The 25770-nt window shown below is 46.7% G+C and carries 19 protein-coding genes; 3 read left to right on the forward strand and 16 right to left on the reverse strand.

What is annotated here, in order from left to right; genetic code table 11:
• Positions 1-155: 155 nt before the first annotated feature.
• The 10 genes from A1332_RS07285 to traJ all read right to left on the reverse strand — a co-directional run bounded on the left by A1332_RS07285 (position 156) and on the right by traJ (position 19617).
• Entirely contained in the window at positions 156-383 is a 228-nt protein-coding gene (locus A1332_RS07285) for a hypothetical protein (protein WP_157203966.1), read from the reverse strand.
• A 113-nt stretch (positions 384-496) separates the two neighbouring features.
• On the reverse strand, positions 497-1261 hold the full coding sequence (locus tag A1332_RS25610) for a hypothetical protein (protein WP_020485831.1): 765 nt from the start codon (positions 1259-1261) through the stop codon (positions 497-499).
• 164 nt (positions 1262-1425) lie between these two features.
• Positions 1426-1689: a hypothetical protein gene (locus A1332_RS24685; RefSeq protein WP_197491415.1), complete on the reverse strand. Its 264-nt coding sequence runs from the start codon at positions 1687-1689 to the stop codon at positions 1426-1428.
• Between the two features lie 174 nt (positions 1690-1863).
• On the reverse strand, positions 1864-11904 hold the full coding sequence (locus tag A1332_RS07300; RefSeq protein WP_064007888.1) for a strawberry notch-like NTP hydrolase domain-containing protein: 10041 nt from the start codon (positions 11902-11904) through the stop codon (positions 1864-1866).
• Positions 11905-11915: 11 nt separating this feature from the next.
• Entirely contained in the window at positions 11916-12146 is a 231-nt protein-coding gene (locus tag A1332_RS26495) for a hypothetical protein (RefSeq protein WP_020485827.1), read from the reverse strand.
• On the reverse strand, positions 12139-14337 hold the full coding sequence (locus A1332_RS07310; RefSeq protein ID WP_020485826.1) for a DNA topoisomerase 3: 2199 nt from the start codon (positions 14335-14337) through the stop codon (positions 12139-12141). The genes A1332_RS26495 and A1332_RS07310 overlap by 8 nt, the downstream gene beginning before the upstream one ends.
• 14 nt (positions 14338-14351) lie before the next feature.
• Complete coding sequence (traF, locus tag A1332_RS07315; RefSeq protein ID WP_020485825.1) at positions 14352-14873, reverse strand: conjugative transfer signal peptidase TraF; 522 nt, start codon at positions 14871-14873, stop codon at positions 14352-14354.
• Positions 14870-16783, reverse strand: coding sequence for a type IV secretory system conjugative DNA transfer family protein (locus A1332_RS07320; protein WP_020485824.1), 1914 nt, complete (start codon positions 16781-16783; stop codon positions 14870-14872). Before A1332_RS07320 ends, traF begins: the two co-directional genes overlap by 4 nt.
• A gap of 253 nt (positions 16784-17036) precedes the next feature.
• Positions 17037-19229 (reverse strand): TraI/MobA(P) family conjugative relaxase, encoded by a 2193-nt coding sequence (gene traI, locus A1332_RS07325; protein ID WP_064007889.1) that lies wholly within the window; start codon positions 19227-19229, stop codon positions 17037-17039.
• Positions 19230-19254: 25 nt separating this feature from the next.
• The gene (gene traJ / locus A1332_RS07330) at positions 19255-19617 is read right to left on the reverse strand and encodes a conjugal transfer transcriptional regulator TraJ (RefSeq protein ID WP_020485822.1); all 363 of its coding nucleotides are present in this window, start codon (positions 19615-19617) and stop codon (positions 19255-19257) included.
• A 327-nt stretch (positions 19618-19944) separates the two neighbouring features.
• Between traJ and A1332_RS07335 the strand changes: the two genes are divergently transcribed.
• Genes A1332_RS07335 through A1332_RS07345 form a run of 3 tightly spaced genes read left to right on the forward strand, consistent with a single transcriptional unit; the run spans position 19945 to position 21493 of the window.
• Positions 19945-20319 (forward strand): TraK family protein, encoded by a 375-nt coding sequence (locus A1332_RS07335; protein ID WP_020485821.1) that lies wholly within the window; start codon positions 19945-19947, stop codon positions 20317-20319.
• The gene (locus A1332_RS07340; protein WP_020485820.1) at positions 20319-21047 is read left to right on the forward strand and encodes a hypothetical protein; all 729 of its coding nucleotides are present in this window, start codon (positions 20319-20321) and stop codon (positions 21045-21047) included. Before A1332_RS07335 ends, A1332_RS07340 begins: the two co-directional genes overlap by 1 nt.
• Positions 21047-21493 carry a hypothetical protein gene (locus A1332_RS07345; protein WP_020485819.1) on the forward strand — a complete coding sequence of 149 codons (447 nt, stop codon included), beginning with the start codon at positions 21047-21049 and terminating at the stop codon, positions 21491-21493. The genes A1332_RS07340 and A1332_RS07345 overlap by 1 nt, the downstream gene beginning before the upstream one ends.
• A 242-nt stretch (positions 21494-21735) precedes the next feature.
• Here A1332_RS07345 and A1332_RS07350 read toward each other — a convergent pair whose 3' ends face one another.
• The 6 genes from A1332_RS07350 to A1332_RS07375 form a co-directional block, all read right to left on the reverse strand.
• Entirely contained in the window at positions 21736-22395 is a 660-nt protein-coding gene (locus A1332_RS07350) for an IncP plasmid survival protein KfrC family protein (RefSeq protein WP_020485818.1), read from the reverse strand.
• Positions 22396-22474: 79 nt separating this feature from the next.
• Entirely contained in the window at positions 22475-23632 is a 1158-nt protein-coding gene (locus tag A1332_RS07355; RefSeq protein WP_020485817.1) for a ParB/RepB/Spo0J family partition protein, read from the reverse strand.
• Complete coding sequence (locus A1332_RS07360; protein WP_020485816.1) at positions 23632-24390, reverse strand: ParA family protein; 759 nt, start codon at positions 24388-24390, stop codon at positions 23632-23634. The genes A1332_RS07355 and A1332_RS07360 overlap by 1 nt, the downstream gene beginning before the upstream one ends.
• A complete protein-coding gene (locus A1332_RS07365; RefSeq protein ID WP_020485815.1) occupies positions 24387-24677 on the reverse strand; it encodes a TrfB-related DNA-binding protein in 291 nt (96 codons plus the stop codon). The genes A1332_RS07360 and A1332_RS07365 overlap by 4 nt, the downstream gene beginning before the upstream one ends.
• Before the next feature lie 151 nt (positions 24678-24828).
• Positions 24829-25149 carry a KleE stable inheritance protein gene (kleE, locus tag A1332_RS07370; RefSeq protein ID WP_020485814.1) on the reverse strand — a complete coding sequence of 107 codons (321 nt, stop codon included), beginning with the start codon at positions 25147-25149 and terminating at the stop codon, positions 24829-24831.
• 153 nt (positions 25150-25302) lie between these two features.
• A complete protein-coding gene (locus A1332_RS07375; protein ID WP_020485813.1) occupies positions 25303-25698 on the reverse strand; it encodes an antirestriction protein in 396 nt (131 codons plus the stop codon).
• Positions 25699-25770: the final 72 nt, after the last annotated feature.

Consider the following 25770-nt stretch of genomic DNA (forward strand, 5'->3'; position numbering starts at 1 on the left):
CATAGTTGGGCACTATACATAGGGGTCGATTGCGACAATTCGCCACGTCCAAAAGCCGTCATTCACTACCGGCACAATCGTGTCGGAATAGGTGGCTTGGGGTTGGAATATGCAAGTGCCGTCTAATGCCGACATGGCCACAGAGCTCGGGTCAACTATTGCTGTTCGCCAAGCCAGCATACCCAAGTTTGGGCAAAGTCCTCTATCTTATTGATAACCACGTCTTCCTGTCGTTCTATTCCCGATAGGATTAAGCGTTCACGCGTCAATTCAACCAACTGAGCGTCTCGCAAGGCCGGTAATAGCTCGTTGCTATTTTCCATCGCCCGGAACCTGGCGACTCTGGTGTATCGGTTTAATACGTTGTCGCGTTCTTCGTGCACAGTGAGCCATCCTGCCGGCGCAGGCTTAAATGCGAACTGATGTTTTGGGAGTGGCCTGCCACGTTCACGTAAGCAATGTATTCGGACGCGCATTGAATTCGGTTATGCCTTATTTATATAAAGCATGCGTTGACAGTTGCAACTACTTCCTCAAATATTGCCTTTTTCTTTTTTACAATAGCGGATTCCGGGGTTTCTTGCCCTACGTATAAATCGGCCTGCATCAACATTTCTTGCTCACCGGCCTTGATCATGACAATCCGCCCCAGCTCCCCCAGTGTTTTATGATCGAAGACATAGCAAAGCCCTCTATGGTCATAGCCACTGGAAGCGGTGACATGAGGCGGTAAATCCTCAGGACGCAACTGCCTTAACCCTGGCCGTATTGGTACTCCCTCTGCAAGCCATTGCCTTTTTGCCTGTTGGTGTTTGGTTTTTCCCAGCTGCTCAAGCCCTTTTTTTATCTTCTTGGGATTTGGCGTATGCTCTATTGGGGGTAGGTTCCGTTGTATTCCGTTTTTCTCTGCTTGGGTTCCCCTGTCCATAACCTCCCCCAGAAGATCGGCGATATTTTTGGCATCCTGGAATAACCTCTGCTTTTCGTCATGCGCAAAGTGTTGCCCTAGCCCCTTACTCAGCATGACCTCAAATTCTCCGGTAACCAGAAAATTGCCATCCATAATGGTATTACTCACACTGAGGTGTCTGTATCGCAAAAGTGTTTCGCAACAGGCATGGACGAGCGGTTTCATTTTCTCATCGATATCGGGGTACATATCTTCGGCAATCGCCTCATTCAACACAAAGTCGATGGCATGACCGCGTATTTCAAAGCGGAATAAAAAAATGGATACGTCATTCCCAGCTATATTTTGCAAAATCGCCTCATCTTTTCGCGGCTTGTGATGATAGTGGCGATTCTAAGCCAGAACCCCAGAAATGTCGTTCTTCTCAGTGCAGAACACTGGTTCTAAAAAACAACGTTCGATTGACTTATTTTTTGATGGGTATGACGAACCGTATAGAAAACGACTTACCGGTACTATTCAAGCCAGTGGGTATGGGCATTTCTACCGCCAATTCGCCGAGCAAGCCGTTTAATATCATCGATACCGAACTGACGCAAGGAAGGTCGACGCCTTCCATTCGCATCGGCAGCATCACAGGCCAGATTCCACGCCTGATCACGCTCCCGACGCAACGCTGTCAATCCTTCAATCAGCAGTTTGCGCTCATCGTCGCTTAAATCGGCAATTGGTTCAGGTTTGCCCATAACATATACCTCCACGGCAAGCAGTACCGACATGTTTCCGCCGCTGTCAATTCATTCGGTTCCTGGCCAATGTTATCGGGCAACACCATAATAAAAAACGCAGAAAAACAATTGAAAATTTTAGCGGCTAAAAAAATCAACGTCCATCATCTAACTGGATTTCTTCTCGCCAGCGGTTTTCACTGGCTGATGGCTGTAAGCTACAACCTAAATAATTGCAACCGCGTTGCGCGACGCTAGTTTCTGCCGTTGTTGCAGCTCTAGGCGCTGAACATTATCTTGCTGCTGTCTGGCTTCAATTCGTTCATGATGATTGGATACGATTTTATTCACGACATTAGTTACCTGGCGTTCAACTCCTTCCCAACCTAATTCACTTTTTGTCGCAAGATCGTTGAAATCCGTGAAGGACTTCATATTCGAGATAGCCTCTTTCTGGGCATCCGATAACCCCCCATTTTTTGCCAGTGCCGGCGTAACTGGATCAAGATCGGCTGGGTAAGCCTGCTCACCAGGGGCGAAAATCGGAAACAAAGCTACACCTCCGACCGCTTTTGCAGCCGCCGCTGCCTTTTCCTTACCAGGATTGCGGCCCTCGGTCAGTTCCTGATGTAAATCATTATCCCCGGCAATGATGATAGGTTTGTCCGGAAACCGGTTGCGCAATAACTTCGCAACGTGTGGCAAATTGCCTGAATCGAAGGCCGCGATTGTTGGATAGCTCAGGGACTGGGATAACGTATCAGCCGTAGCATACCCCTCACCTATCACTATGGCCGGAGCTCTCGCCAACGCTTCCACGCCATTGCCGCCGACAACATGAAACATGTCTTGCTTAGCACCACCAGCAGCAAAGCGCTTCACGCCGTTTTCCTGGATAGATTGTACTGATCGAATTACGCCACTGACATCTTGCGCCGACAAGAGCAAATCACCAGCGGTGAACACCAGTTTATCCGGGTGCGAGTCCCGCAGCTCCTTCGACTCCTTCCATGTTTTACCAATCATTACTGCCGAATCGGGAGGCAACATTGTTGAATCGGTCGGCACCATTCGAAGATCACCTGGCCGGGCTTCCTTCGATTGCAAATATTGATGATCGGCAGATGCAGGCGGAGCGATAGCAAGTAGCTGTCTTATAGACGCCGCGACGGCATCCTGTTTAGCTTTTATCTCGTTTTCTCTTGCTTGCAACTTAGAAGCGCTTTGAGCTTGCAATTCCGCCTTTTCTCCATCGCTAAGCGAATAGCCCTTTGACTTCCATTTCTGGGCTTCGCCGGTACGATTATTTTGAGCAAAACCGGCAGGATGACCATCCAGGTGAGCAACATAAAATCCAGCTTTCTCGCCAGCCTTATCACCAACTGTTTCAAGCCTATGACGCTGTCCATCCATAACTGGATGGTTTCCCGAAAGCACAAACCCCATATCCTTAAGTAACGATGAAAACTCTTCGCGCGGCGTCATTGCCGGTTCTTGCTGCGGTTTAGTGCTATCAGGCAACCAACGTTGCAACTTGTCCATATTGGCATTTTGGCCGACATACCAAGATTTAGCGCCGGCATCCCACTTAGCGCCGGCTTCTTTCGCGGCCTTTCTCTCCGAATAGGGAACAGCGAGGTATAACTTATCGGAGGTGGTTGGTTTACCCACCTGAGAATTAGCGACTGACGTTACTTTTACTTCTCCGGACTCCGACGGCAACCATTTAGAAAACGCCGATTGATCAACACCAACAGGAATGAACCAGGATGTATGTTGCCTATCCCATTTGGCACCCAATGCTTTAGCTTCCTCTTTCTCGCGGAAAGGCACTGCAATAAAGGTCTTATCATTTCCTGTGTTTTGTTGGTCTGGCCGCACACTATCACCACCGAGGCCGGACAAATTGGCAGCCGCTTGTTTCTGTTCAAATTCAGAAACTTTATTTTGAAAGTCTGAATTGTTTACCGTAGCCAACAGATCGGCGGATTTCCTCTTCTCCCGAGCGGCAGATATGTCTTCATCAGAGCTATCCGGGTCATTCATTACGGCTTGCTCATCTAATCTGGCAGCCTCCGCCGCCTTTTGATACTCTTCGAACGTCGCACCCGATAACTGACTCAGATCGCGCGGCAAGTCATCAAATTCCCGTTTCATAGCCGGTGTGATAGCCGGGCCAACTCCATTGTCGGCTTGCCATTTCCGCCAGTCTTCTTCCACTACTTTTATGACGTCACGAAACTCATCGCTGTTTTCACCACCATACCGGTGTTCTAGGTCGACGTTTAACCATAGTGCATCAATCGCTTTATCGATTTCACCCCTTTCAATTAAATCAAGAGCAAGGCGAACATTTCCATTGCCCTGCTCTTGAACGTAACTACCACGCCATTCAGGAATGACCTCTTGCGCGTACTCAATATTCCGCACCGAATCCTCTAAAAGACGTTCAGTTGAATTAACATCAGGATCGCGCATAACGCCCCCTTCAAATTGAGCTGTTTCAGTTTTAGTAGATTCCGGTAATACCACCGTTTTAATAAATCCACGTTCGTAATAGTCAGCAATATCCTGATGTGTGACCCCGGTTTCGGACTGCGCTGATGTATCGGCCACGATTGCTTTCTTGCTGTCACTATCGATAACAACCTTACCGTCTGGCATTAAAATAATTTTCGATATGCCAAATCCATTCGGTTTGCCATCTGGACCATTGAGCTCTGGGAACAGATCGAGCACATTGCGCCTATCCAACTCAACACCTTCTTTGGATAAGGTGATCGCAGACGAAGAAACTTGTTGTGTTTGTTCCTGGACTAACCTAGCGGCCATTGTCTGGAACGCCTGAGCCAACCCCTTGCGTTCTAAGTAAGCATTGGTAACGCTAAAATCATCGGGCTCTATACCAAAAACAGGCGAGAGACGACGAATAGCATTGTCAAAAAACTGCCCAGGTAGATCGCCTGTAACATCCTTAAGGGTATGTAACCCTTCCTTACGCAAAGCGGCATCCAGGCTATCCCCTTCGTAGTCTTGAAAATGATCGAACGTCCATTCTTCCGACCGCTGCAAGACGGTCGAAATATCAGCCGCCAAGCCAGAAGATAACTTCGCATCGCCAGTGCGTTCATCCATAACATGTGGAATTGTATTGTCACCGGCCAACGTCTTTCTGGCATCGGCAACAGCGCTATGCCAAACATCAGAAGCGGCATGGAAAGCATAAGCAGCCTCTTGTAAGACCGGATCTTCGTGCTTTTGTAAATAGCGGGCATCGCCCGCTTTGTCTTCCCCATAGACACGAACCAGCTCACGCTGATATACCTCATCAGCATCCACTAGCGCCTGATATTCGACCGCAGTCAGCTCGGCTACAGTAATCGTCGTCGAGTTGTCAGCGCCGATAGATTTGTTGAATGTAGTTACATTTTCGGTATCAATTAACCTAACAGTTTCGGTCTGATTGGATAATTCGTTTTCCAAGTCATAAATCAAGTCATGCAAATTGTTAAGTGGCTCGGTTAGATTCGAATACGTTTCAATCTGCTCTGGCGTCGAATTCTTGAGAGCATTGAAGTAATTTGCCTCGGAAAGCAATCGGTCACGCTCTGCAATTGCTATATTTAGCCGCTCAAATTCTGGTGCATGTTCGCTAGGCTTTTCGGTAATTCGCAAGCTACCTCGAAATTTTTCACCATCCTCAGTTAATTCGCCCCATTCAATTTCTGTATTAGGAAATTGGCGCTGCAACTGTTTTACAAGCACTGTAGCGTACCCCAGCCGGCGATGATCATTTTCCACTTCGACCATCTGGATTGCGGGTATTCCGTTATAGATTGAGTAATCCAGTTTCCCTACTTGAAACCCACCAACCTCCGCGATTAACGTTTGGTCGACCTGTCCCGAATATGCTCCGCGTGTTACATCCTTAAACTCGACCAACTTACTTTGAAATCCGTAATCCCTTACAAGATCGGGATACTCAATCAATACCGGCAACGGTGGCATAGTGGCCGAAATAGAGCCTTGCGTGTTTTCAGATGAATTTAGATAAAGTGCATTTTTTACGGCGGCACGATGAACATCGGCAACAGTATCAGCAGAACTTTCCGCGTCGGAAAAAGCCGAATAGGCTCCTAACGAAACATTCCATTTTCGACCATGATTTTCCAACTGCTCGACAACTACCTGAGAAGCAAACTCAGACAATGTCAGTTCATGAGGTTGTCGCTGATCGGCAGTTAGCGCTTGGCCCTGCTCTTGAACTAAAGCTTGTTCGAGCCCGAGAACAAATGCCTGAATTTTTTCCGCATCGGACGCCGCCCGGAAAATCTCCATTGGATCATCCCGCAAAGCCTTAATCCACGAGCCAACATAAGCCGCATGTTGACCAGGATCATGACCAATACCAAGCTCTTCACCCAAGATCATACTGGCAATTTCCGCCCTTAATTCTTCTTTGGCGTAAGCCTCACTTCCGAATGGATGTGCAATGTCCCGATTCAGCCGGTCTTCGTGTCCAGTCCAGTGCCCCAACTCATGCAACGCGGTCGCATAGTAATTCTCTGCGGTTGGAAATTGACCTTTTTCCGGCAAATGTATGCTATCAGTAGACGGTCTATAAAACGCACGGCTACCACCGTTATGATGTATATCGGCTCTCGAAGCCGCCAATATATTTTCAGCTCGTTCAATGGGATTCCAAGTTACCTCTTTCTTTTCTAGCGGCGGCAAACCATCGATCTGTTCAGCATTAAACACACTTGCAAAGAAAACCCGTGGACGTTCTAACTTTACGACCACCTTGACCGGTTTGCCTTCTCCGTCTAAAACCGGATTGCCGTTATCATCCCGCTTTATTTGCTCATCGGTAAATTTCCAATATTGAACACCAGTACTCTTCTCGCCTTCTCGGACTTGACCACCAAGTTCCCCAGCTTGTTTATAGGTCATCCACCGATTATCGTTTCTATCCTCCGACAACAAATTGAGAGTATTGATACCTTTATATCGCTTTCCGGTAAGAGGGTTATATGGCAGAAATCCACCTGCCTCGTCCGGGTTCCAAGGCCGTTGCCACGGGGCCGTACCTTGTTCTAGTTGTGCAATTAATTTCTCGGCAACAACTTCGTGAAAAGGTTTCTTAGCTTTTTCCATTGAAACACCCTCCTGACGAATAACGCCATTTGTTGGAGCGACGGCAATGCCGACTACATTGGTTGTGGTGGGGTTGGTAATCTCGTCGATCTTCACCTTGGCCCCTGGCGTAACAATCTCGCCAAAAAACGCATCCTTTCTTCCATGAGAGTAAAGCACCCATGATTGATCAGGGTACCTATCAGACGGAATCATATTTCCAGGAATATTCCATTCGGATTGAGCCGCTTCCTTTGGAGTTGGGTATGAGAGATACCAAAGGCCGTGTTGAAACTTCGCGTATTGCCTATTCGCTAATAGAAAAATACCCTCTTGATCCGGTGGTTGCGTGCAAGGGGAAAATGTTGAATCGCCAGAATCGGCTGAAGTCTCAATAACGTCTGTCGAGTCACCAACCGGTAATGATGAATCGTGGACATGCATATCCAAATCGTCACTTTCACTATTTGCGGAGTCCTTACCGCGATTCTTCTCAATTAGATCGACAACAGGTTTTGAAGCAGTGATGCGTTCAAAAACCCCTACCCCACCTTCGCCAGTAGGTATAAAAACTCTATCAGACCAATTGATGCGCTCCACAAAAGCGCCTTGATCTTTTAGCAATCGTTTCTCTGCGTCAGTAAAATAACTACGACCCTTAATCTCTATACGGTCTTCAAAATTCACCTTCGCAGTAGAAATCTCCCAACCATTCGATAGAATTGCTTTGTTACCCTTTTTGATTGATTCGAACAAATCGCCCACCGACATTCCAGCAAGACCGGAATCAAGGCCTAGATTTTTCAGTGTTTGTTTGGCGGACTTAGGCCCCAACATTCGGCCAAGTAATTGTTCACCGTCGTCTGTTTGTAATCGTTGAATGGTTTCGGCACCTTCGACACGATCCCAGATTGGCAAAATGACACCGACAAGCATGCGTTCGGTTTTTGTTTCAGTTTTCGGGGCATTGGCGATTTGCTCGTTCCAAAGTTTTTTTGCTTCGGTTTCGTCTATCGCCCGAGTCAAAGTAACCCTCTGATAAGAGCCAACACCATTTGCACTAACTGTTCGATAGTCATACCCGCGACTGATAACGTCGGCGTTGTCGATATATCGATAGTCATGTTTTTTGATTGTATGAACAATACCGCGACGGACAGATTTACCATCGGAATCTAACCGCTCCCCAATGTCTCCGAGATAAAACACATCGCCTTTGCTCTTTCCGAATTCAGAGACAAACCACCCGCTTAGATCACCTTCTTTAGGGTTTTCCTTGACGAACTTTTTAACCTCATCCCACTTGTAATAGTGGACTTCATTGGTGACGGCCAACTCAACATAACGAGTCTGGGCACCGGTTTTCTTATCCTCATAAGCAACATCATCCCGCGTTTTTTGGATACTCAAAGCGGTCATTGTCTGTAGACCAACATCGTACAAACCACGTTGCTTTGCATAATCAACGGCTTCAATAAGACGTTGCTCGAATTCACCAAAAACTTGATTCTGCATGTCAGTTTTCAGTGACAGCAGGCGGTTTAAAAACTGCGGTATAGCCGGCAGATTGCTCTCATTCAATGAAGCATTTTCATCAAGCAGATTAAGCCCCATCTGCTTGGTAACTTCGTGGAACTTAAGGCTTGTGGTCCCACGATACAGATCACGAAAAAAGTTATTCAGCGCGGTCGATGCATATTGGCTTTCAAGATTGTCGGAAACGGTAAACATACCTTGGCTAGTCGCTTCTCTCTGTCCTCGAGTAAGCGCTCCGAGTTGATCTAGTCGACGAGCAATTGACGACACAAATCGCTTTTGTGCCTTTAAATTGGTGGTAGGCAATACATAATGCGGCTCCTGAGCTTGATTGGTTCGGTGAGTTCGCCCAAACCCTTGCACAGCGGCATCAGCCCGCCAACCAGGTTGCAAGATGTAATGAATTCGCTTACGTTGATTCTCCGCTGTATTATCGGCATGAAAGCTATAGCCAGTCCCGCCAGCGCCCGAGAATATGAGAATGTCCTTTTTGTCAGCCTGAAAGGCCTCCGCATCAGCCCTAGAAGAATGTTTGCCTCGCTTCTCTTCGACGACTTTCAGATTGCCTTCATCGTCGCGCGTTTGAACAAACCGACGTCCACGGCCAGTAACCTCTGCGACCCGATCAGAACCAAAAGCATTGATGATTGAGTCCAATGGATTTTCAGGAACACGGATTTGATGCAACGTGTCCAGCAGCGAATCGCGCAAAGCAATTGCCTCTCGATCAAATACTTGATTCCCTTCCGAGTCACGTACTGGAACGTAGGTGGTGTTGCCGTTAGCGTCTTGTGTTTGCTCATAAGCAGCTACCGGGAATCCGTTTCTGACATAATCCATTAGCATTTGCCGAGGCGTAAAATCCAATTCCTCCAAAAGGGCATCATTCGCCGTAGCGTCGGCAATAATCCGCTCCTGTGCTGCTTCGTTTGTATTTACCAACTGAATCACAGCCGCGTGACCAGCGTCCAGTTGATCGCGAATATGGTCTATCACTGCCGGCGTCTGCATGGCTGTGACAATTTGATTGAAAAATCGTTGATGGGCGCCCCAGAACTGAGACATAGCCGCACTTTTACCCGGACCACTCTTACCGGCTTGAGTGAGTTCAAGAGCTTGCTCAACATTATTTAAAACGACTTGCCAAGCGCCGGCGAGCTCGTTGTAAATATCTTCCTGTAAATCAGATAGTGGATGTTCCAAGCGCTCATACGAGACACCATCGTAGGACAGCGACCTGGCCAAATACATGCCCATCGCCTTCATGTCTCGGCTGATCAATTCCATTGATGCAATGCCGCCTTTCGACACCCCGTTGATAAAGGCAGTTGTGTCAGCAAACGGCGTGCCCTCGCCCCATAAACCTAGACGATCCGCGTAACTAAGATTGCTTATCTCGGTAGCTCCGGTGGCTGACACATAGGTAACACGCGAATTAGGCAATTCGCGTTGTAAGTTAATACCGGCTATCGCTTGTTGTGATGGCTTCTTGACGCCTCGTTTTCCCTTAATCGCAATGGCATTGCCCATGCTATGGGCTTCATCAAATGCAATAACACCATCAAAATCCTTACCTAACCAATCTATGATCTGTTGAGCGCGAGACTTACCGCCCTTTTGTCCCAAATCATTTGCCTGCTTTTTCTCGCCGCCGCGTAGCGTCGAGTAAGTTGTGAATAAAATGCCCTCTTCTTGAGTGATTGCATTACCAGCTTTGGTCTTTCCCTGGAAAAACAATTTTGACGGGTCGCCACCCACACCAGCAAAATCCCTTTTAGCATCCTCTATCAAGCCTTCATTAAAAGAAACCCAAACGGCTTTTTTCCGACCTTGCAACATGTTATCCAAAATGATGCCGGATATTTCGCGTCCCTTACCAACACCAGTGCCATCACCAATGAAAAAGCCTTTCCTTGAACCATTCGGCAAAGTTTCTGAGTGCGCTTGCCCTGCATAAACAACGGCCTCAATTTGAGCAATCGAAAGCAATCCGTCTTCGATCAATCCCTTTGGCAATAATGGGGCATATGACGGTGCAGGTGGTTGGACAGCAGACATTGCCGCCGACTGCACCAATTTGCCTGGATGTGGTTTAGCGCCTTGTACTGTAAGACGTTGTGGAGCGTAGTTAGCAAAGACAGAATCAGTAAATTCGGTAGCCAGATCATCCTTAGCTTCTACTGCAACGCTTGCGGTACTGTTGCTTGTAGTGAGGCTACTATTTCCTCCAGTATCTCCGCCGCTGCTTCCTCCAACGTTTCCGATAACTCTATCTGGAACTCCACTCCCGGCTCCGATTCCGTCATTAGGGACATAGCTATCTTCGGTTGAGCCTCTAACTTCGCTATCAATAGGAGTGGTTCCGGAATCGGCCCCGTTTCCAGCAGATTCCGCTCTAACGCCGTCCGCACCAATGCTAATGCCGCTAACTCCGTTTCCGGATTGAATGGTATCTGACACTGGCGGAGTGTTTGGGCGGCTTGCCTGTTTATCGGGTGTTGATTGAATGTGTTGACGGTCATTTCTTATGCCCTCTAATAATGCTGGTAAATCGGCCACCGAATCTACTTTGCCGGTCAATATCGCCTGCGTCGTGGCCCCGTTTTTGTCGATTACTAAAATTTGATTGTCGAATGTGGTCCCGTATTTGGCATATTCTCGCCCGGAAATGCCTATGTTGGCCCTTACATTGTATTTGGCTTGTACATCTTTCCACCATGAAGCAAAGGCAGGCTTATCCGCGGCCATTCCGTTTCCAACAATCGCCACCAGTCGCCCGCCTTGCTCTAGGCGCTTTAATGACTGTTCGAGATGTCTTGCGCCATTAGTTGTATCTCTCTGTCCTTGGACACGACCAGCAGTCGAGCTAAATGGCGGATTCATAACAACCACTGTCGGCTTAAAGTCGGTAGGTAGAACGTTATCCAACTGCTCGGCATTCTCTTTAAAGATTGTTGCCTCTGGGAACAAGGCTCCCAATAGAGCTTGTCTACGGGGGGACAATTCATTCAGAATCAGTTTGGCCCCTACCATCTTTGACCATATAGCCAAGTCGCCTGTACCAGCCGACGGTTCCTCCATAACATCATCTTTCTTGACATTAGCAACCCAATTAGCGACAAAAGAGAGCGCGGGCGGTGTGCTGAACTGCTGGAATTCCTCCATTTCTTCATCACGTCGCGTCTGAGTAGGCACCCGTTGAATCCTATTTGTTAAGTCAACGACCTTTAGCTTGGCTTCGTCGGCATTCAATGCGTTCCAATTCGGGTCTTCGGTCCCGAGCAAGTGGATGTTAAAAGCAGCTTCTAAGGCATCATAAGCATCCTTAGATAAATAGTCGCCACCCGCCTGGGTTCCGCCAAACGCACGATTAGCTTCCTCGGTTAATACCTTGGATGTAACACCACCATCTTCACTCAGACGTTGTGCTAATCGTAATGCGAGTAAATGTCGAGCATCATTAGGGGATGATTCCAGGCGTTCCTTAATCGCCGCCTCTGGTTTGTCAGCCGACGTAGGCTCGGGAACAAGCCAATCTTCAAAAACATTGAAAAAATCGAGTTGTCCTTGATTAGAAATAGGTTTCTTTGCCATTGATCAGACACCTATTCATGACTTGTTGAATCGATACGGCTTTCCAATGCATCGGCCTCATCTAAGGCGTCTTCATTGAACGCACCAAGCCGTTCGGCCTCGTCGGGATCGAATTCCACTACAGCACCAGGCACCATAGCATCAAGTAACTTCACGGCCACAACATCTACCGTATCTACCGCTAACGCCGAATCTACTTCCGTATCCACATTTAAGTCATTTACATCATCATTGCTATTCATCACGTCCACCCTGTTTGCTATTGTTAAAATCCGGTTGTCCCTTAATGTCTGGGTAAGTTTGTTTGCATGTGGGGAACCCACTACATCCCCACCAGAACGCACCCTTCTTTCTTCCTGGCCGCCTTGACAAGCCTTTTCCACATGACATGCATTTATGTACGGCAGACACTAGAGGCGCTTGTTTAGGGACTGGCTTACCAGACTTGTCTTCTGCTGCAAACCGACACCCATCGGCGAACCCAGTACAACCCCAAAAGAACTCGTTTTTGTCCTTTTTCTTAATGCGGCGCAAAGGCTTTCCGCAATCAGGACAAGGATTGAAAGCAACCTTGATCCCAATGCCATTCTGCTTAACGTTAGCCACCTCTGCACCGATGTACTCCATCAACTCATTGACAAAGGAAATCGCATTGAGGTCGCCGCTCTGAATAGCCTTTTGTTGTTCGTGCCATAGAGCGGTCATATCGGGATATTTGGCTTTATCCGGCAAGGTATCGTAAAACTCCCGCCCCGTCGGAGTGCTGATAATGTTGTTACCCTTCTCCGCCAAATAGCCACGATCAAATAAAGTGGCAATAATGGTGTCTCGCGTAGCCGGTGTACCAATACCTCCATGCTCGCCTTCTTTGCCCTTGTCCTTTTCGACCAGGAGCTCCCGTAGACGATCATCACGCACATATTGAGCAACACGAGTAAGGTCCGTTAAAAGGGTGGCCATTGTGTACAGTGGTCGCGGCTTCGTCTCCATCTGGCTCGCAACGGCGTCAGTACAATCACCTGCCTGCCCCGCCTTTAACACTCGAAGATCAAGGGCGATGTCGTTTTCATCACCCTCTAAATCCTCATTACCTATATCGTTTCGATACAGCGACTTCCAGCCAGCCAAGGTAGTAATGTTCGAGCGAACAGCAAACCGATGTGTAGCGGCTTCAACAAAAATATCGGTTTGATCGTATTGATGTTTAGGCCAGAACTGTGCGACATAAGCGCGGGCAATCAACATGTAGATTTTCTGCTCGCCATCAGTCAGTTTAGAAAAATCGGCTGTGGCCTCAGTTGGAATGATTCCGTGGTGGGCACTTACCTTTGAAGAATTGAACGCACGGCTTTTTATCGACGGGTCAGCCTTTTGCGCGACAAGCGTTAGCGTCGGTGCCGTCTTCGCAATAGCGTCCAGAACATTCGGCGCATCGCCATGTTGGTCTTCACTGAGATATTCACAATCACTCCGATTGTATGTAATCAGTTTGTGCTTTTCGCGTAACGATTGCGTTATGTCCTTCGTCTGGTCTGGACGAAACCCGAACTTCCGCGAAGCATCTGTCTGAAGCTTCAACAAATTGTAAGGAAGCGGCGGATGCTGATCTTTCTTTTTGGTAGCCGCACTAACAAGGGTTGCCTGTGCGCCCTTTGCCGCATCAGCGATACCCTGCGCATGGCCCTGATTGGATAGACGGCTCTTCTCATCAACAGGATCCTCATTAACAATCTGATACCTGGCCGGAAACGACAAATCGCCAAAAGTAAATTGTCCAGTCACATTGTAGTAATAGCTCTTGGTATGAGCTTCGAACTCCCTATCCCGTCTAACAACTAGACCAAGGATAGGAGTCTGTACTCGACCGACACTTAACACACCTTGAAAACCTGCCTTATTCGCGGCCAACGTATATGCACGGCTCATGTTGTAACCGTAAAGTTGATCACCAATACTTCGTGCCTCCGCCGCCGCCGACAAACCAGCGAACTCCCGATTGTCGCGCATACTTGCAAGCGACCTCTTAACGACACTGATATTGTTGTCATTGATGAGCAATCGTTTAACAGGCAGCGAACAAGCCGCATACTCCAAGACTTCATCAACCAATAGCTGGCCTTCATCGTCAGGGTCGCCCGCGTGTACAACGCTCTTGGCTTGCTTTAATAAGGTGGTGATGATCTTGAGTTGGTCTTTCTTATCATTCGATGGCTTTTTCTTCCACGGGATATGGTAAATAGGCAAATCATCCATATTCCATTTCCCGAATCTGGGATCGTAGTCCTCTGGGTCCAGCAGTTGCAGCATGTGACCGTAGCACCATGTCACATAACTATCGCCGCAGTCATAGTAACCATCTTTACGCGATCCGCCGCCTAAACCATCAACAATGGCCTTAGCAAGATCGGGCTTTTCCGCAATAAACAACTGCATAAAAACCTCCGTTTTTACCAAGTTAAAACAGGACGTATAACGCCCGTGATTTGAGAGCGATTGATTAAGCCAAAATAGCGACCATCGAACGAACCCTTGTTTATATCAGTCATAAGTAGAACTTCTGATTCACCTAATTCATGGGTTGTCCTGAATTTCGGCATTGGGCGACCTGCCCCATCAAGCTCTGAAGGGGCGCTATATGGCAATAAAACATCATTAACCCGTACTCCATCATCACCAATGGAAACGACATCCGTTTTAGCCGCTAAAATTTTTTTCATCATGTAGCCATATCCGCCAGGGCAATATCCAGCACCGATATAGCCCCGAGTCTTTGCTAAATCGAACACTTCCGATTGCGGGGGACAAAACATTACATAAGCCCCTTTCTCGACCGGGTCGCGAGTTTCCCAGTAAATGCCAACAGGAATACTACGTGTGGAGTTAAAGCGCGCGCCAACGGCGTAGGCGATTCCACAGAAAGCCAGATATGAAATACCAAGAAGGGAAATCAATGAAGTAAGCCGCTTCATAACTTAATCGCCTCAGCGCCACGCGATATTTCATGCGTCTTAAGTAACTTGTCGGATACCTTGGGCGGTGGAATAGACGCCCTTGCCTGAAACACCGGGTCCTTGAAATATAATGGCTGGACACCGTAAATTGCAGGGTATCCTGCTACATAAATCACCATGTCGCCAGGCTTCTCAATCAACCCATCAGCGCCCTTAACTGGCCCAGGCATGCGTAAGCATTCATCCGGAGTCAACAAAGGTCTTTGTACTTCTTGAATGGTCCTAGAGACTTGTGCCAATAAAGCACTGGTACGCCGACCACTGGTTGTGATTTGTTCCTTTGCGACAGTGGTTTGACCGGTCAACTTGGAAAGATGATCAGCAGTCTCAACCCTGTTAGGTGGATATGCATTTTGCACATGGCAGTTAGATGTTATCGACTCATCAGCGCCATAGCCCGTTTCACGACTCTTTAATTGGTTAATATCCTGGCAAATCAAATAGCACTTAATGCCGTAACCAGCAACAAAAGCCAATGACTCCTGCAAAATCTCTAGTCTTCCAAGACTAGGGAACTCATCCAGCATCATTAACATTCGATGTTTGTAATGAGCCTTCGGACGACCGTTTTCGAATTCCATCTTGTCAGCCAAAAGCCTAACAATCATGTTCACCATTACCCTAACTAATGGCCTTAGCCGAGCCTTATCATTAGGCTGAGTGATAATGTATAAACTGACAGGATCATCGAAATTCATCAGATCTTTGATGCGAAACTCGGACTTACGCACATTGCGCTGGACAACTGGATCGCGATACAAAGCGAGATACGACTTAGCTGTAGAGAGAACGGAACCGGCCTCTTCTGGGGGACGATCCATCATATCCCGAGCGGCAGAGCCAACCACCGGATGATTTTTACCGAACACATGCCCATAGGTTGTCATCTCTATCCACAGCTCGGCAATATCCCTATTAGGATCAGACATAATTGCATCCACAATAGGTAAAGACGCCTCGCCACCTTCATCCCTGGCCTTATATAGAACATGCATAATCACACCGACAAGTAGCGCTTGAGCTGTTTTCTGCCAATGCGTTTCTAAACCCTTACCATCTGGATCGACTATCAATGTTGCTAAATTCTGCACGTCGCCGACTTCGTACTCCGTTGCAATTCGAATTTCATCCAATGGATTCCAACATACGCTACCTTGCAAAGCAGCGGGCTCAAAACGTAATACCCTATTTCTGGCATACTTCTTCCGCCAACCAGCAGTCAGCGCCCATAATTCGCCTTTCAAGTCGGTAACAACTGCGCTACGTTCCCAACACAGCAACGTAGGAATAACCAAACCAACCCCCTTACCAGATCGTGTGGGCGCATAACAGAGAACATGTTCAGGCCCGTTATGTCGCAAGTACCTGGTAACACCATTTTTATCGATCCATGCACCTACATATACGCCTGACACCGGCGAAGTCTTTTTGCCGAGAAGCCTAGAAATCAAACCACCAGAACGAGGTAATAAGCCAGCCTCTTGAATATCCTCTTTGTTGGCCCATCTGGCCGAGCCATGTAAATACGGATTAGCCTTAGAGGAATTAGCAATCACCATTTTGGCAACAATAAGCCCTAACAATCCGACAGCGGTTACAGAGATACCAACACTGCCCGCCTTCATAAAGCTTTCTTGATATAACCCATACCAATCACTAGACCAGCGCAAAACCGCCCAAGGTGCATAAATATGGTTGTACTGAGGACCTAGCGTAGACTGATAGTTAAATTCGTCGGCAAAGAACTGAGTAGCAGATTGAAGCCCAGCAACAAGCGACGCGATAGCCAATGCGGGTATGACGAGGCCAACCCTTGGCTGACCCGCCCGAATTTGTGGACCGACTGCATTGTTAAATTTATCTTTCATTTGATAAGCCTCTTTAGTGATAACAGGCGGCAGGAATGAGTAAACAATAGAACTCGCGTTTTAGCGGCTAAAACACCCTAAGCTATGGCTCACGAAGTGAAAAACGACACCCCACCTAATAACTGTTTTAAATAAGCAATATATCTAATAAAATATACTATCAACAATGAGTTATGAAGGCAATCACATTAATTTTTTTATACGAAACCGGCCAGGAAAAACCGGACTGACATCTAGCGCGAAAAAAAGGCGGCTATCTGCGTCGACCTTTTGTGAGTTTTATCGAACCCGATTCACCAACAGACACAGCATCACCTATAGATAAGCGCTTTAATTGTGCGGCCGTTTTCTCGTCTACCGGCAAGACACATACAACATCATCGCGCTTTAGAAGCGCAAGAAATCTGCCATCAACATGCCGCAAGCCAGCAAAAGGCAGCATGCCCGCATCACCCTCACAGAACCGCCTATGCACCGGCACATTAACGCCCTTTAACCGCTTTTCATCACGTTCAGCAATGTACTTATCGGCCTCCACAAATACGATCAATCCTGATCCAGAAACTGGCCGTCGCAATGCGTTATTTGTGTCGGATCCTTGGTGCTCCATACCACCAGATACATTGCCCGACAATAGCATTTCAATTCCACTGGCGAAGCGAACCATAGCGAGACTGGACAAGTCTCGCAAACGGTTACGACTTTCGGGCGGCGGTCGACGCCCAACGCCGCTAACGTTGGGCTTATTGATGAATCCGAAGATCCCATTCCGTCGCCCTCCTTCATCGAATCGCCCTCCACTGGAATTACGGACTCCTGATCCAATGCCGCTATCGCCGCTTCCAACTCCTCTTCCTCGGTCAGTTGAGTGCCCATTTCTGTTCTCCGTAGTCTCATTTAATAAAGACAGCCGCTGCCTCTCCAGGAGAGGATCAGCAAAAGTCAAAGGAATAGCAGCATCCACCGCCGTTTTTACGATTTGCGCTCTAAATTCAATGCTGCCAGTAACCGTGATTGTGCTCCCATATCTATCCATCGCCATCCGTAACGCCGCCTCCAATCCATCGACGGAAGCACCACGCGATACCTTAAGCTTGTCACCATCATCGCGAATAGCAGATGCCCCGACACGATAAATGACGGTGCCCTTCTTTGTGATGCTATCCTGTACAGCATTCACACCATGCGTTGAACGCGCGCGCCCAGCCGCCCCGACGGTATTCCCCTTTAACCCCTTGGCCACTTCCCTGGCACGTAATGCTGCAAGCGCGTCAACATCACCCATGGACGCATTACACCTTAACCAGTCCGCCCACTGTTGTGGCCTGTGCGTTTCAAATATTGATTGCCTCGCGACGTGGTAGCGCTCGTTAGCCGTTTGCAAATCGGCCAACAAAGATTTACTAACCAGACCGTACAAGATCTTTTTCTCCATGCGAGATTTCGCAGAGAGCCTTATCACAGCCCGCTTTAATTTAGCCGCTCGCTTGGCGGCAACCACCTTACGAGCTCTCTCTTCTCTGGCCGACTTCCATTGCTGAGCACGTAGCGCTCCTTGATTGGCCTGCTCATTCTTATACCTGGCAAACAACAGCGTTGTATCAATCCTGGAGCCAACCGGCTTAGCTTCATATGCCTTCGACCGCCCGGTAGATAGCGAAGCAGTACCAGACCCATTTATCAAGGCCTCAAATAATCCAAGACGAGCCTCAAGCTTTCCCTTAGATAAATCACGCGCAACGGTACTCGCCTTCACCATCAAGCCTTCATGATCTGCAATGACAAAGCCATTGCCTTTTTCCTGCAATGTAAGGCCATGCTCCTGAAGGACCTTGTGAAACTCACCCCAAGAAGCCGCTACATGGAGCTGCTCTAAACATTCGCGCCTAATCCAACTGAGCAAGCTTTCAACACCAGCATGCCGCTCCATATCAGCAGCACGGTTTTCACTTGGCACCTTGTTCGATAGGTGATTATCTCGTCCAAGGCCGTACTTTATTTCTAGGGACTCGCACAACTTACCAAGAACCTTATGGTCGTTATATGGGTTATGAATAGTTAAGCGTGTCGGATGAATTTTGTTTATAGCAATATGCATGTGGAGGTTATCCGTATCGCAATGAACAGCACTAACGCGCTGATGCTCACCATACCCGAGCCCTTCGCAAATGTTACTTTCAATCTCTTTTAAGATTTCATTACTGGGATGTTCGCCTTCGCGAAAACTCAGAATCAGGTGATAGGTCTTATCCGATTCAGCTCGGGTGTTCATCCCCTGGACAGTGGTTACTTCAATTATTGCCGACCTTAAATCATCCGACTGGCAGTTAGTCACAGAGGTGTACTCAACACGCTCGCTCTTATCCTGGTCATCAGATATGTAACCGACAAGTGCGCCGAAGTCGCTTTTCTTAATCGACTTCATCGAAACATGTTTCGCGATCATAAGTGAAAAAATTTAGCCGCTAAAATCACAGGTCAGCCTTCGGCATGATTACAGCCTTCATCACTTCAATCATTTTGTCTTGCGTAGCTTCGATACGCGCAAGTGCAGCCCTGATAGTGGACTCACCGAACTGCGCAGTTCGGGCATCATTGGTTAGCCAAAGCTTAAGCAACCCACCAAGACGCCCCAGGTCGCCATTGATCTTCGCCAACTCCAGAACCCTCTCGTTGTCGGTGATGCATTTCGGCGCATAACCAAGTCCAAGAAATCTCAAGTAGGCCGATGTGCTATGGCCAGTTTGCCTAGCATTCGCTTCAATCGCGGCCTTCTCGTCTGGAGTAACCCAAACACGGATTGGATTACTACCTTTTCGGGTTTCGTTTGCCATATTCATAATCCTTCATCAAATGTTGTAACGGCGGTAGCCGTTGACCTCGTAGAGCAGGATACCGTTGAGCGCTCGGCGCGAATAAGGGGAGTGAAGTGTAGCTACCGTTTATACGGTAGGTACACTTCACATATCCTGCCCCGACCTTTCGGTCGGTAACTCCACAACATGTTATCAAACACTCGATCAACGACAAAAAAATAATCGACATATATATTTAAACGTATATAAAATAACGATAATTCATATTATGTAGCTTATTTTTTACATACATTTTGACTCAAAATTGACTCAAAGTTGACTGAGATGCACCTCCAGTGAAATTAGATGAATAAAAGTTATACGGAACAGCTTGCGGAGTGGGTGAAGAAAAAACACGCAGTGAAAAAGCGCGACCGAAACCTAGTGATGTTTCAGGCAGTGAAAGATGACGTTTGCGAAGCGATATCGGCGGGCTATTCGATACGAACCGTATGGGAAAACATGTACGAAACTAAGCGGGTCACGATTGGTTATCACCAGTTCCTTAAATATACAAACCAGGTACTTAAAAAAGCCAACCAAACCCCACCAAAACAAAACACTACACAACTAGTCCCGAAGAAAGGAGCCAAACCACCAGAAAGACCTAACCCCAGCAATCAACAGAAGCCACAAAACTTTAAATTCGATCCATCACCCAATAAAGAGGATTGGCTCTAATGTCAAAAATACACATGGTATTACAAGGGAAAGGGGGTGTTGGCAAGTCGCTAATCGCCGCCTTGATCGCACAATACAAAACTAGCAAGGGACATACGCCTCCGTTATGCGTAGACACCGACCCAGTGAATGCGACGTTGAACGGGTACAAAAAGCTCAACGTCGTGAAACTCGATATATTAGACGGCGATGAAATAAATTCTCGCCATTTCGACAAATTGATTGAAATGATCGCAAGTAGTGAAAGCGATATCGTTATCGATAACGGAGCAAGCTCATTTGTGCCACTGTCAAACTACTTGATGACCAACGCAGTACCGCAACTATTGAAAGAAATGGGCCATACACTCGTAATTCACACGGTAGTAACGGGTGGACAAGCATTGGTCGACACCGTGGCCGGCTTTGGTCAGTTAGTTCAGCAGTACCCGGAGGAAGCAGAGTTTGTGGTATGGCTAAACCCCTATTGGGGCCCAATAGAAGACAACGGTAAAGGGTTTGAGCAAATGAAAGCCTATACTGCGAACAAATCGCGCGTGGCGGCGATTGTAAAAATACCGGACCTCAAAGCCGAAACATTCGGTCGAGACTTGAGCGATATGCTACAAGATAAAATGACATTCGAAGAAGCTATTGCCGCAGAGACAAACACCATCATGATGCGGCAACGTCTAAAACTGATTCAGCGCCAATTGTACGATCAAATGGATACGGCGGTGATTCTGTAATGAGAGATGATCAAATAGAAAGTCTGATCCGGGAAATCGCGACTAAACACGGCATTGCCGTTGGTCGCGACGATCCTATCTTGATACTGCAAACGATCAATAATAGATTGCTACAAGACGGCGCAAAGGCACAGCAAGATATGCTTGATCAATTCAAAAAAGAGCTAGAAGCGCTGGCAATGCGCTGGAGCGAAGACGCAAAGAATAAAGCAGAACGCATTGTAAATGCGTCGTTGAACGCCAGTAAGGAATCAATGGAAAACATGATGGCCCAAGGCGCAAGGGATACCATAAAATCAGTCAGGACTGAAATCGAGTCATCGCTAAATAGAATCAATGGCCCAATCCGTGATGCAAAAAAGATCGCCATTATGAATGTAATTGCAGGAAGCATGACAATCATCGCTGTAACCGCATTTATAGCATTCACTGTTTGGATCAAATAAGGCACAAACCCATTATGTTTAGGTTAAGCCCTGGCGAATCGCCCGGCCTTCTGAATAAATTTTAGCGGCTAAAACATCCAATTGGACAAGGTAAAACCGGCCTGCATGAGACCATAGCTCAATTACGCGTTTTAAGTCCGTGATATGACCAAGCAACATTGGATTCTAGATAAGCCAGAAATCCATTCATTAAGAATAATATCTAACGCGAAATATGATCCTTCTTATCTGGGGTGAAGAGACTATTGTGAACCCGGAGAAATGGATAATGTTAATTTTGGAGCAATGCCTAAACTGTCACTTTGTTTGAGCGATTTCCTAGTAACAATATTATGTCTCCGCTGAGCTTCTAATACGCTATCAAACTCGTTAGTTAATTCCTGTTCGTTTCTTCTTAATTTCCGTTCCGCAAGCTCTTCGATTTTTGGCGAATGCAAGCCCATACCGTCCCGAATTTCTCTAACAGCTTCGAGTCTTGCTTGCATGACCTGCAACCTGGAATGTTGATGCGCAATTTGATCTTGCCATGCTCGACGAGTACCAGGCAAAACCAAAACACCAGGTTTTGCGGATTGAATTTGTTGAATCCTAGACTGCTGCTTCTCAATTAAGGTTTCAAGCTTATCTTCAACACGATCTACTTGTTCGTGCTTTGCTTCAACGTAATCAAATAGGGCCTCTTGATAGCTTTGTTCAACAGATGACACTTCCAGAATAGCTTGCTGTTCTCGTTCCGCTGTTTGAGCACTATCCAAAAGCTCATCAACGTTATAAATAGCTTTCGCGTTTATCCCTTGATCATCTTGCAATTGATCAGAACCAGGATCAATTGCGTTATAGAGGCCCCGCTGAATTACATCTGGCGTTAAAAGTCTTTTTTGAGGAACATTTACAAGTACCATATCGACTCCAAAACGAAGCTACTATATTGCTCCGTACTCCGTACCGAGCCGACTAAGAATCAGCGCGTACTTTTAAAAGTTAAGCCTCTACCAATGCCAATAGCTTGACTTCACCAAGATCGACTTCTAATTCATGACCATCATCGTCATACTTAATATGCCCAAACCCCTCTGTTGAGGGCCTTTTGTCAAGAATGATCCTACCTGGCCGACCGTCATGCCATATCTGAACGATAGCCTTCTTAAATTTGCTTGGATCGACTATTTTCTTCTTTTCGTTATCTTCCTGTTGCTTAAGATCTGGATTGTTAGGAATGCTCGAACTATCCGTCAATTGTAGTTGGTCGTCACCAGTAGCGACTAAAGAACGTCCGCCAGATTCTATATTTGATTCATCTTCACCCGTTAAGGTAGTGCCAGAAACTTGGCCGCTATTAAGATCATCTTCATCAACTTCAGAGAGGTTAGCGATTGGTTCATTATTAGCATCCTGGATGACCCGAATATTTTCTTTCTTGTCCTTTAGATATTCCTGAAATAACTTCAATTGGCCCCTAGTGAATTCTTGACCAGGAGTATCTAACCAAGCCATAACATCCGCTTGGTTCGTCTTATAGAGCTTATTCAATTCGTAAATAATATTTACGTCGGTAACTTTCCCTGCTTTGTATGCCGCATCAAGCTCAGCTGGTAACTTAAGCAACGTAGTGTGCAAAGTCACCCACGCCGGGCTCTTACCGATTAAGGAGGAAATGGTCTTCTTTCCAATACCTTCCTCTAGTGCGGTTGCGATAGTGTGCGCAATCTCTAACGGGGTATTACCTTCTTTTTGGAGATTAACAATCAGTTGTTCGATCTTTACTCGGGCTGCCGTCTTATCGCCTTCGTCTTCAATGATGGCAGCAATCTTTTCGGCCCCATTTTGCTTTGATGCTCGAAATCTTCTAGCACCATCCTTGATCATGTATCTACCCTCAATTTCAGGGTGCTTCCTAATCGTTATTGGCTGCAATAAGCCGCTATTGTCAATGGATCCAGCCAACTCCGCTATGCTTTCAGTTGAAAAGCCATGGTTGAATTCTGTGCGCGGTTGTGCAGGATCCTCGTCGATCAAATTGATGTCAATCTCTGCATAACCAGATGCTTCTTTTGGTTGTTCGGAGAGTAGGCCGGCAAGGTCGCCTATTTCATGCAAGGCCAGCCCACTGCTTGCAATGGTGTGTAATTGATCTGTCATTATCCGATCTCCATTTGATTAAGAACATGGGCCGCTAATGCTCTCACTTCTTTGGCCGCCACTCGCGCTGTTGTTTTTTTGATTTTCCATACTGGCGTTCGGGATGCTAATGCATCGGCAATACTACTCCGTAGACCAATGACTATACCTTCAGGAGTCATTAATGTCGGATAAGCATGGGTGAGTTCCTGAAGGTGTCGTAAGTGCCTTGGATTCCTTTTATCAACTTTGCTAGGAACCATGCCAAGAAACTTAAGATTTTTATTAGCTTTTCGAATGTTAGCTATGGTCGTAACCATTCGTTTTATACCTTGAATACTGTATGCCTCTAACTCAATTGGTGAAAGAACAAAGTCTGATGCAAATAGAGCGGCTCCCATTGTTACGCCAAGTGATGGGGCTGTATCAATCAAGCAAATATCAAAGCCAACAGACGATAATTCACTTATGGCGGATTTAAAATTCATACCCGCATCGCTCAGCGTCATTTTTTCCATATTGGCGAGTGCAGCATCGGACTCGATAAGAACCAATCCAGTGGAGGGTAACAAAGAACAATCAACTTTCGCATTAGTTAGTAGCGAACTAGCAGAGACTCCACACTTATATGCCCCTAGCGTGTAAGACGCATTCGCTTGAGTATCGAGATCTATTACAACAACACGGAAACCACGCTCAGCAAAGTCGAAGGCAAGATGCACGAGTGTTGCAGTCTTACCAACACCGCCCTTTTGATTCGCCGTAACTAATGTTTTCATAGTTCCTTTGATTCCTTTGCCCATTTTCTGACTTGAAACGCTTGATGACGAGGAAGGATCACCGTCACTTTCTCGTACCCTTCCGGTACTTCCGCTAATTCCTTGTGCGCGTTCCAGACTCTGTTTACAGCTTGAGAAACTGCACTCTTTGTTATGTTCATCGCTCTTGAAAAATCGGCTTGGGATTTCCCGTCTACCAATACCCCCCGTGCTATTAAGATTGTTTGTTCCCCAATTTCTAATTGAGAAACTGCTTGTTCGAATTGCCTCTCGGTTAGTCTTTTCATAACCACTTCCTAAACATCTGTTGCCCATGTTAGTGCTCCGCGCCTTGTTGATAAAACGACGGTGACAGCCGCCGTGAGGTAAAGAGTTAAGCTTAACGCATGCATAAAGTTTAGCTTAACTAATAGGCGGAGTCAAATAACATTTTAGCGGCTAAAATTTGCGAGGCCCATAGAACTCAACAAAGTAAGTAATCGCAATTAACAATGAAGCATGAATCATAGCGGTCAGCCCAGCATACATACCCGGTGTATTGTGATAATACATTGCCCTTATGAACTGAAATAGAATATCGAGGGCAAACAGCCATTTAGAGATTGGCCAAACTAGGGCAAGCATTATCCAAACAATATGCACTATTCGGTGCAAAAGTGGGGGAGAACTATGAATTAAAGGATCGGTGGCTTCGACAACATTTTCTTGCTGCGGGTGAGCTTTTCCTACATCCGGAAACTTATAAAGTTTTGCTGCCATATTGACCACCTTTGCGAAATTAAGTTTTAATAATCAGTCAGGCCCGCGCCTGTGTCGTGATGTGACAGCATCGCGGCAAGCCCCGGTTATGCCGGGGCTACCTATCATCTTCTTACTTCCGCAATAAATGGTATTTTCGCTACTTAAGAATACTCAATCAATTGCAGCATATATCTTGCCACTTTCTTCGTGAAATGAAATGTAATCAATTAACAGATGGTACATTTCTATAAAGTGGTCTTGCTCTGTTTTATTTGCAATTACGTTAAGGGTGTAAAGAGTTGCGACAATACCAGCGGCGTCCCCAGACATTTCACCACAAAAGCCATTATCCGCATTACATGTGATTTCCTCATAGCCTGTAGGAGCCATGTAAAAGCCACCATTCGACAGCGTAAAAAAATCCCAATAACCACCAGAATATTCTTCAAATAGTTTGTCCATAAAGGAATAAATAAGCGTTTCCCCTAGACAAAGTTTTTCTTTGAAATAGGTTGGCAAAAAACTTTCGCGTTTAACAGGTTCAACGGCAGTTGCAGTAATACTCATCGGAATCTCCGGTAACTGACCTTGGCGGAATGCCCGGCCTTCGATGTATACAGTAGGGCATTATGTCCTATT

The sequence above is a fragment of the Methylomonas methanica genome, from assembly GCF_001644035.1.
Classification (GTDB): Bacteria; Pseudomonadota; Gammaproteobacteria; order Methylococcales; family Methylomonadaceae; genus Methylomonas; species Methylomonas methanica_A.

What these genes read in the sequence shown, in the direction of transcription:
- A1332_RS24685 (WP_197491415.1), bottom strand. Translation starts at nt 1,689, where the DNA reads ATGTCGGTACTGCTTGCCGTGGAGGTATATGTTATGGGCAAACCTGAA.
- A1332_RS07300 (WP_064007888.1), bottom strand. Translation starts at nt 11,904, where the DNA reads ATGGCAAAGAAACCTATTTCTAATCAAGGACAACTCGATTTTTTCAAT.
- A1332_RS26495 (WP_020485827.1), bottom strand. Translation starts at nt 12,146, where the DNA reads ATGAATAGCAATGATGATGTAAATGACTTAAATGTGGATACGGAAGTA.
- A1332_RS07310 (WP_020485826.1), bottom strand. Translation starts at nt 14,337, where the DNA reads ATGCAGTTGTTTATTGCGGAAAAGCCCGATCTTGCTAAGGCCATTGTT.
- traF (WP_020485825.1), bottom strand. Translation starts at nt 14,873, where the DNA reads ATGAAGCGGCTTACTTCATTGATTTCCCTTCTTGGTATTTCATATCTG.
- A1332_RS07320 (WP_020485824.1), bottom strand. Translation starts at nt 16,783, where the DNA reads ATGAAAGATAAATTTAACAATGCAGTCGGTCCACAAATTCGGGCGGGT.
- traI (WP_064007889.1), bottom strand. Translation starts at nt 19,229, where the DNA reads ATGATCGCGAAACATGTTTCGATGAAGTCGATTAAGAAAAGCGACTTC.
- traJ (WP_020485822.1), bottom strand. Translation starts at nt 19,617, where the DNA reads ATGGCAAACGAAACCCGAAAAGGTAGTAATCCAATCCGTGTTTGGGTT.
- A1332_RS07335 (WP_020485821.1), top strand. Translation starts at nt 19,945, where the DNA reads ATGAATAAAAGTTATACGGAACAGCTTGCGGAGTGGGTGAAGAAAAAA.
- A1332_RS07340 (WP_020485820.1), top strand. Translation starts at nt 20,319, where the DNA reads ATGTCAAAAATACACATGGTATTACAAGGGAAAGGGGGTGTTGGCAAG.
- A1332_RS07345 (WP_020485819.1), top strand. Translation starts at nt 21,047, where the DNA reads ATGAGAGATGATCAAATAGAAAGTCTGATCCGGGAAATCGCGACTAAA.
- A1332_RS07350 (WP_020485818.1), bottom strand. Translation starts at nt 22,395, where the DNA reads ATGGTACTTGTAAATGTTCCTCAAAAAAGACTTTTAACGCCAGATGTA.
- A1332_RS07355 (WP_020485817.1), bottom strand. Translation starts at nt 23,632, where the DNA reads ATGACAGATCAATTACACACCATTGCAAGCAGTGGGCTGGCCTTGCAT.
- A1332_RS07360 (WP_020485816.1), bottom strand. Translation starts at nt 24,390, where the DNA reads ATGAAAACATTAGTTACGGCGAATCAAAAGGGCGGTGTTGGTAAGACT.
- A1332_RS07365 (WP_020485815.1), bottom strand. Translation starts at nt 24,677, where the DNA reads ATGAAAAGACTAACCGAGAGGCAATTCGAACAAGCAGTTTCTCAATTA.
- kleE (WP_020485814.1), bottom strand. Translation starts at nt 25,149, where the DNA reads ATGGCAGCAAAACTTTATAAGTTTCCGGATGTAGGAAAAGCTCACCCG.
- A1332_RS07375 (WP_020485813.1), bottom strand. Translation starts at nt 25,698, where the DNA reads ATGAGTATTACTGCAACTGCCGTTGAACCTGTTAAACGCGAAAGTTTT.